The following is a 6,103-nucleotide window of genomic DNA, read 5'->3' on the forward strand; positions in this document are numbered from 1 at the left end:
AAAGATATAAAAGCGTTTCTAAAAGATTTTTAGTCGCTCCTTAAATGAATACATCCAAATTTTAGCCTATATAGCCTATTTTGCCCAACAATACGACTTAGATAACTATCGCCGGGAAGATTATCATTATGAATTCATTTATTTTCCGATGGGGCGATTGCGTTATTTTTTAAATGGAGATGACCGTTGGTTAAAGGAAAAACAGTATTTCGGTCTGCCAAAGTTTAAAGAATGGTGGGACAAAGCCGCTTATGCCGAATATTATTTATCAGAATGTGAATACGAAGGCAGTTGTGGTCCGGGTTATCAACCCTTAAGTGAAGAAGAATGGAAAAAACAACAAAAATAATGAAACATCTTATTTTTTTAATAGTTATCTGTGCGTTGGGGGAGCTTCTCGCATGTCAGTCCCCCACAACTGATAAGAAAACTAATGATGTAACACCAATACCTTCTGAAAATTGGAAAGCTAATTATGATTGGGTAGAGCCCCACTGCGAAAATAGCGTTGTAAAAGTAAGAAAAAACCATAAATTTGGATTGGTAGACCCCAATGGCAAAGTGCTTATTCCCGTTGAATATGAAGATATAGAAAGTGGTGATTTGTATTGGCGTTGGGCTAAAAAAGACGGTAAATACGGCTATTTAGACGAAAACGGAGCTGTGGTTATCCCTTTTATCTACGATGGCGCCAAAACATTCTCAGGCTTAATGGCAGCCGTGAAAAAAGGGGATAAATGGGGATTTATCAACAGAGATGCAGAAGAAGAACTTCCCTTTATCTATGATGAAGCCGAAGTTTTTTATCAAGGAAAATGGCTTTCTCCAACTTTGTGTTTAGTAAAGAAAGGCGGCAAATGGGGCTATATCGACACCGAAGGGACAGTAATAATTCCCTTTGCGTATGATGAATTAGATGATTTTTTTATGGACGACTATTGTGCTGCAAAGAAAAATGGCAAATGGGGCTATATCGATAAAAATAACAAAGTTATCATCCCTTTTATCTATGATGAAGTGGAAGATCCCGACCTGAAATACATCCGTGTAGTAAAAGACGGTAAAGAGGGCATTATCGACTTCAACAGAAAAACCGTTATCCCTATTGATTTTTACGTCATCAACCTATTAGGCGATGATGCAATACGTATTTTTCCTACCAAAGAAACCACTATCGAGACCTGCTTTCTGTTAGATTCCTTAGGCAATTGCATAGACGGCTGTGAATACATCCCCGAATACTACAAAACCCACAAATTATTTTACCCCTAACCTATGGAAAAGTATGCCCTCTTGCCTCAACAACTCCTCTATGAAGGCGACATAAGAAGAGTTTAATTGCCTGTGCGGCTCGCACCTTTGATAAAGCCTATTAGAATAAGAAAACAATGAGAACAATCCTACTTTTATTATTGATAATTCTACATACTCAAATACAAGCACAAACTACAAGAATAGAGAATGATTTATTCGCAAAGGTTGTTACAAAATTTAAAAAAGATAAAGAATCTTTTGGAGAGTTTAAATATTTAGGGCTGTGCCATTGTATTAGTAGTGTTTTAGAAAATGAAGAAGATTTGTTTTTTGCTGAATATATAGATTACTACAATAGCTGTTCAGCGCTTACCCGTTTGTTAAATAAAGAAGTGCTAAAAAACACTTTTGCTATTTATGAGAGTAAGTTGAAGGACTTGAAAAACAATACTGAAAAACTCAATCAGTGTTTTCTTTTGTATAACCAGAGAAAACTCAAACAGTGTTATATACAAACTATCAGTGACCAGAATAATTATATAGAAGATAAAGAAATTCAACTATTTATGGAAGATTACCTCAACTTAGGTCGTGTAGATATCTATAGGTTTATAGAAGGAAAAAAGCCTTTGGAAGTCAGAAAATAATATTGAAAACGTGTTTAAACTTTTTGAGGGACTTGGAGATAAACCCTAATAAGAGTATTCCAATGCAAGTTATATCAAGAAAATAAACAGCTGGTTGCGCTCCATTATTAAAGCTAAATCTTCTTTTTTACACTTAAAAAGGTAATAATCTAATTATTTATTGTATCTTTGCCCAAAGTTCCTGAATTCTGGTGTTCTTTTTTTCAAACACAAAATTACTAATTTTCGGGAACTTTTATTTTATTATAGGAAAAAGTTTAAACAGCTTCAATGAGATATTTTATAGAATTGCAAGGGTTAGGGATGAAAATTTTAGTAATATAAAAACGGGACACATTCATATAGCTAATCCAAAAGAGGATGCATATATTCCAGATTTATTAAAAATAACTATTAGATTATTTGACAGAGAAGAAATTATTGAAGAAATAAAAAAATGTTAGAAAGATGTTTCACAAAATAAAATATTTATCATTATTCATACTAAACTATTATTGTTATTCACAAAATTGTGATGGTTCAATTACTTTTAAGATGATAGAAGAAGGAAAGACTATTTTATTTAACAAAGAGCTTAAAGGAGATGTTATTTACGATAAGTCAAAAACTTATACATTAGAAACAATTCCTATTCCTATTCGAGAGATATATTTTACAGGAGACTTTAAAGAGGAAATGGAAAAAATGGTAATAGATAACCTTTCTTGTGTATATTCAGAAGAAATAATCATAAGAAATATAAAAACAAATGAGTTAATGCACATTTTTTTTGAAAATGTGCAGTATTTATTGGGAAGTATAGACTTTGAGATTAGTTTTAGAAAAGGCTTTTATTTTATTGATGTTATGAAGTATAATAATGAAATAGAGTCTATAAAAATATTGTGGAAGTACAAAAAAGACAATACAACAAACTAATCATATTGCTTAAAGAGCAAAAAATCATAGTTAGTAATTTAAGTTTCGCAAGTTGTTCTAAGCTGCTTCAGATAAGGGATTCAAATTAATCCATTTCATAAGTTGCTTATTTTCAGATATTATTTTTGTTATTAGTTCAAGTATCAGTAAGAAAAGATGGAAATATAATAGTAAATTATTCATTTAGTGATATATTTGACTTAAGAGCCTCTCCTAAAAATAGAAGTGATGCTTATAATACTGTATGATTACAGGTTTTTTATACCATGATCTTGTAGGAGGAAATGATCTCTTGAAGATAAATGGAAAATGGAGTAGAGTAATATATAACCCCGAATTAATAGAGATTATGAAAAGAATTAAAGAAAAGCAAGATTCTGATAATCGAAAACTTATGAAAATTGATGAATATAATAGAATGGTACCTCTTTTAGAATTATTTTAATGAAGAAATTTTTATTTATTATTGTTGTTGTCCTATCATCTTGTAATACAAATACAAAGAATAAAATATTAGAAGCGTTATTCCCTGAAAACCAATATCAGAAAATGGGGATTCCTCCATTTTATTGGGAAACAGTAGATGGCAATGGGAATGTAATTCCATTGTTAGAACCCCTCCTTTTGCATAAAAATATGGCAGAAGGTCAATGGATTTTTTATCCTGAAAGTGACATATTTTATAAAACTAAGGATAGCATAGAACTTGGTACAAATTATCTTAGTCCTATAGATAGTTTTAATATATCAGATATTTACATATATGGGGTTGTTCGCGAAATGGAATATTTTGATAAGATTATACCTGTATTATATTTTGTGTATGATACAAAAATGAAGCATATATCGCTTTTTGAAGATAGGAATGATTTTATGAATTTCTTAGAAGAAAACAGGATTTCTAAGGAGCTTTTAGTTCCTGATGTAATATTTGAAAAATTTATAAAAAACCCTATATTACCTTGGTTTCCTGAGAATATTAAAAGAGAATTAGAGAAAGCAGATAAAAAAACTAACAAAATTTAAATAAAAGACAAAATTGGTCTCTGCGGCTACTTTGGCGTTGTCTACAACTATCTGTGCGGGGAATATCTTCTGCTCGATACGCTCGTCAAAATTATCAGAAACAGCTCCTACAAACATTCCTTGAGTAAGGTTAGCAATCTTGCCGGCAGGGATAATTGAACGCAAGACATATCTAATTTTCTTTTCTTCTTGCTTAATAGATTTAACCATATTCGCTGAAAGCTACCGTCTTTACTCCATTTGTTGAAGTAGTAATAGACATTTTGCCAAGAGATTTCACCTTTTTCAAAATAGCTTTCAATTGGAAGTTCTCTCCATTGCACCCCTGTTTTTAACCTCTTGAGAATCAACTGAATAATTTTCGCAAAATAATATTTTGACGAAAAACCTCTTTTTCCTACACTTAAAAATGGTATAATCCAATTAATTATCGTACTTTCGCCCACAGTTCCAGTTTTTTATGTTTTTAGTTTGCAAATACAAAAGTACTAAAATTCTGGAACTTTTTTAGTCTTTAAAAAGTTTAAACAGGTTTAAAATTAAAAACACTTTTTTTTAAATTTTAATAATAAGTAATTTTACGGCGGGTGGTTTTTATGTTATTTTTGTCTTTGTATGTGTTCTTTTCTATCCAATTACCTGTTTTATCATAGCAGTAAATGTATTGCCAAAGCGTGGTGCTAATGTCCCCTTCGTAATCCTTTTGTTCTCTGAGGGTTAAGTTGCCATAACGGTCATAAGCGTATCGGTTGGTTTGGTTGAGTACGCCATTATGAGTGATGCTATCGGCAATACAATGATTGTTCGTATCATAGTGGTAAGTAGTTCGCTCGTAGCGGTTATAGTAGCTGTTATACTTGAATGCTTCTGTAAGACGGTTTTGGGCGTCATAATGGTAGATTTCTTCTTCACATTCCTCTTCTTTGGGATACCAAATGATACGCTCTGCCTTGCCATCTGGGCGATAGAGAATATCAGCTACCTGTGTCCCATAATAACCATAAGTACAAAGGTGCAAGTATCCTTTTTCATCGTACGTAAGTTTGTCGTGATGGCGAAGGGTATCTTCTCTATAAATTTTAAAATCAGTACATTGTCCGTTCTTATTATAAGAAAAAACGGCATAGGAGGTAACCTTATCACCATCATTCCAAACAATTCCTATTAACCTACCACTGGCATTATAACGAGGGCTTATTGGACCAGATTCAATATAAACAACATCGTCGTCTAAGTTGTTTTTTAAATGATCATCAATGATACTCTCCCCTCCTTCATATTTATACTCACCTGTTTTCTCCTCAATATAATAAACATCTGTTTTTAAAAAGGTAATGGGATATTGGTAGAGGTAATTTTCTATGCGAAATGTTTGTTCCTCATAGTAATCTTCACAGCGAGTTTTATAACCAAGGCTGTCGTAATAAGTGATCTCGGGTAGGAGAATTGTGGGGTCTTTTTCATCAGTACGTATAAGTTCAATGGAGCGCACTTTACCCAAAAGGTTTTCACGCACCCAATCGGAATAAGGGTTGGGAGGAATTTCTGAGGGCGAAGTTCCACAACCAACACTCAGCAAAGCAAAAGCAAAAAACAAATTATAATTAAATTTTATAATTTTCATAATCGTTGATTTGAATTACAAAGATAGTTTTTTTTTTCCCATTATCCAATATTTATTTGTTATAAAAAAACCTGTTTAAACTTTTATTTTCCTTTGGCAACAATATCCTTACCCTCTAAATACGCTCTAACCCCTTGACTATCAAATCCTGCATCTGCATTTAGAAATAAACCATCTGTATCTATATCAGCCTGCTGTAGGAAATCAAAAATAGCTTTTAGATTGTCTTCTATTGGGTACAAATCATTGTGATTACCTGCCATTGGAGGACTCATTGCTAACATCTGACCTTGGTTGTCACAAAGGAAAATAGCATTAGTTGTATTAGCTGATTTCCTACTTTGATAACCTCTGCTTTCTCCTCCTCTTGTTTTACTATGGCTACCATCCATTTGAATAGACGAAAGATCTAACTTACTTTTGTTTTTCTCTAAAATATTGAGCCATATTCGCTGAAAGCTACCGTCTTTACTCCACTTATTAAAGTAATAGTATTCCAAGAGATTTCTCCCTCTTCAAATTGCTCTTTTATAGGGATTTCTCTCCATTGACAACCTGTTTTTAACCTTTTGAAAATCAACTGAATAATTTTCGCAAAACAATATTTTGACGAAAAACCTCTTTTTCCTACACT

At 32.3% G+C, this 6,103-nt stretch carries 10 protein-coding genes and 1 pseudogene; 6 read left to right on the forward strand and 5 right to left on the reverse strand.

The window, feature by feature from the left end:
• Nucleotides 1–148 precede the first annotated feature (148 nt).
• From HMPREF1551_RS06185 to HMPREF1551_RS06215, 6 genes are all read left to right on the forward strand, one after another.
• A complete protein-coding gene (locus HMPREF1551_RS06185) occupies nt 149–349 on the forward strand; it encodes a hypothetical protein (RefSeq protein WP_021628213.1) in 201 nt (66 codons plus the stop codon).
• On the forward strand, nt 328–1,272 hold the full coding sequence (locus HMPREF1551_RS06190) for a WG repeat-containing protein (RefSeq protein WP_021628214.1): 945 nt from the start codon (nt 328–330) through the stop codon (nt 1,270–1,272). Before HMPREF1551_RS06185 ends, HMPREF1551_RS06190 begins: the two co-directional genes overlap by 22 nt.
• Nucleotides 1,273–1,388: 116 nt before the next feature.
• The gene (locus tag HMPREF1551_RS06195) at nt 1,389–1,901 is read left to right on the forward strand and encodes a hypothetical protein (protein ID WP_021628215.1); all 513 of its coding nucleotides are present in this window, start codon (nt 1,389–1,391) and stop codon (nt 1,899–1,901) included.
• 534 nt (nt 1,902–2,435) lie between these two features.
• Complete coding sequence (locus tag HMPREF1551_RS06205; RefSeq protein ID WP_021628217.1) at nt 2,436–2,819, forward strand: hypothetical protein; 384 nt, start codon at nt 2,436–2,438, stop codon at nt 2,817–2,819.
• Between the two features lie 244 nt (nt 2,820–3,063).
• Nucleotides 3,064–3,264 carry a hypothetical protein gene (locus HMPREF1551_RS14195; protein WP_021628218.1) on the forward strand — a complete coding sequence of 67 codons (201 nt, stop codon included), beginning with the start codon at nt 3,064–3,066 and terminating at the stop codon, nt 3,262–3,264.
• On the forward strand, nt 3,264–3,845 hold the full coding sequence (locus HMPREF1551_RS06215) for a hypothetical protein (protein WP_021628219.1): 582 nt from the start codon (nt 3,264–3,266) through the stop codon (nt 3,843–3,845). Before HMPREF1551_RS14195 ends, HMPREF1551_RS06215 begins: the two co-directional genes overlap by 1 nt.
• Before the next feature lie 15 nt (nt 3,846–3,860).
• On the opposite strand, the pseudogene HMPREF1551_RS13435 reads toward HMPREF1551_RS06215, so the two are convergent.
• The 5 genes and pseudogenes from HMPREF1551_RS13435 to HMPREF1551_RS14200 all read right to left on the reverse strand — a co-directional run.
• Nucleotides 3,861–4,010: pseudogene (locus HMPREF1551_RS13435) on the reverse strand (conjugal transfer protein TraG); the annotation flags it as partial.
• Nucleotides 3,953–4,291 carry a transposase gene (locus tag HMPREF1551_RS06220; RefSeq protein WP_021628220.1) on the reverse strand — a complete coding sequence of 113 codons (339 nt, stop codon included), beginning with the start codon at nt 4,289–4,291 and terminating at the stop codon, nt 3,953–3,955. The gene HMPREF1551_RS06220 and the pseudogene HMPREF1551_RS13435, both read right to left, overlap by 58 nt.
• 116 nt (nt 4,292–4,407) lie before the next feature.
• Nucleotides 4,408–5,469: a hypothetical protein gene (locus HMPREF1551_RS06225; protein ID WP_021628221.1), complete on the reverse strand. Its 1,062-nt coding sequence runs from the start codon at nt 5,467–5,469 to the stop codon at nt 4,408–4,410.
• A gap of 83 nt (nt 5,470–5,552) precedes the next feature.
• On the reverse strand, nt 5,553–5,861 hold the full coding sequence (locus HMPREF1551_RS13665) for a hypothetical protein (protein WP_021628222.1): 309 nt from the start codon (nt 5,859–5,861) through the stop codon (nt 5,553–5,555).
• 38 nt (nt 5,862–5,899) lie between these two features.
• Nucleotides 5,900–6,103, reverse strand: a 204-nt coding sequence (locus HMPREF1551_RS14200) for a transposase (protein ID WP_021628223.1), incomplete at its 5' end; no start/stop codon positions are given.

This window comes from Capnocytophaga sp. oral taxon 863 str. F0517 (assembly GCF_000466425.1).
Lineage (GTDB): Bacteria > Bacteroidota > Bacteroidia > Flavobacteriales > Flavobacteriaceae > Capnocytophaga.

Bases quoted from the DNA above. Each gene is read 5' to 3' on its own strand.
- HMPREF1551_RS06190 (WP_021628214.1), top strand. From the start codon at position 328: ATGGAAAAAACAACAAAAATAATGAAACATCTTATTTTTTTAATAGTT.
- HMPREF1551_RS06215 (WP_021628219.1), top strand. From the start codon at position 3,264: ATGAAGAAATTTTTATTTATTATTGTTGTTGTCCTATCATCTTGTAAT.
- HMPREF1551_RS06195 (WP_021628215.1), top strand. From the start codon at position 1,389: ATGAGAACAATCCTACTTTTATTATTGATAATTCTACATACTCAAATA.
- HMPREF1551_RS14195 (WP_021628218.1), top strand. From the start codon at position 3,064: ATGATTACAGGTTTTTTATACCATGATCTTGTAGGAGGAAATGATCTC.
- HMPREF1551_RS06205 (WP_021628217.1), top strand. From the start codon at position 2,436: ATGATAGAAGAAGGAAAGACTATTTTATTTAACAAAGAGCTTAAAGGA.
- HMPREF1551_RS06225 (WP_021628221.1), bottom strand. From the start codon at position 5,469: ATGAAAATTATAAAATTTAATTATAATTTGTTTTTTGCTTTTGCTTTG.
- HMPREF1551_RS06185 (WP_021628213.1), top strand. From the start codon at position 149: ATGGGGCGATTGCGTTATTTTTTAAATGGAGATGACCGTTGGTTAAAG.
- HMPREF1551_RS13665 (WP_021628222.1), bottom strand. From the start codon at position 5,861: ATGGATGGTAGCCATAGTAAAACAAGAGGAGGAGAAAGCAGAGGTTAT.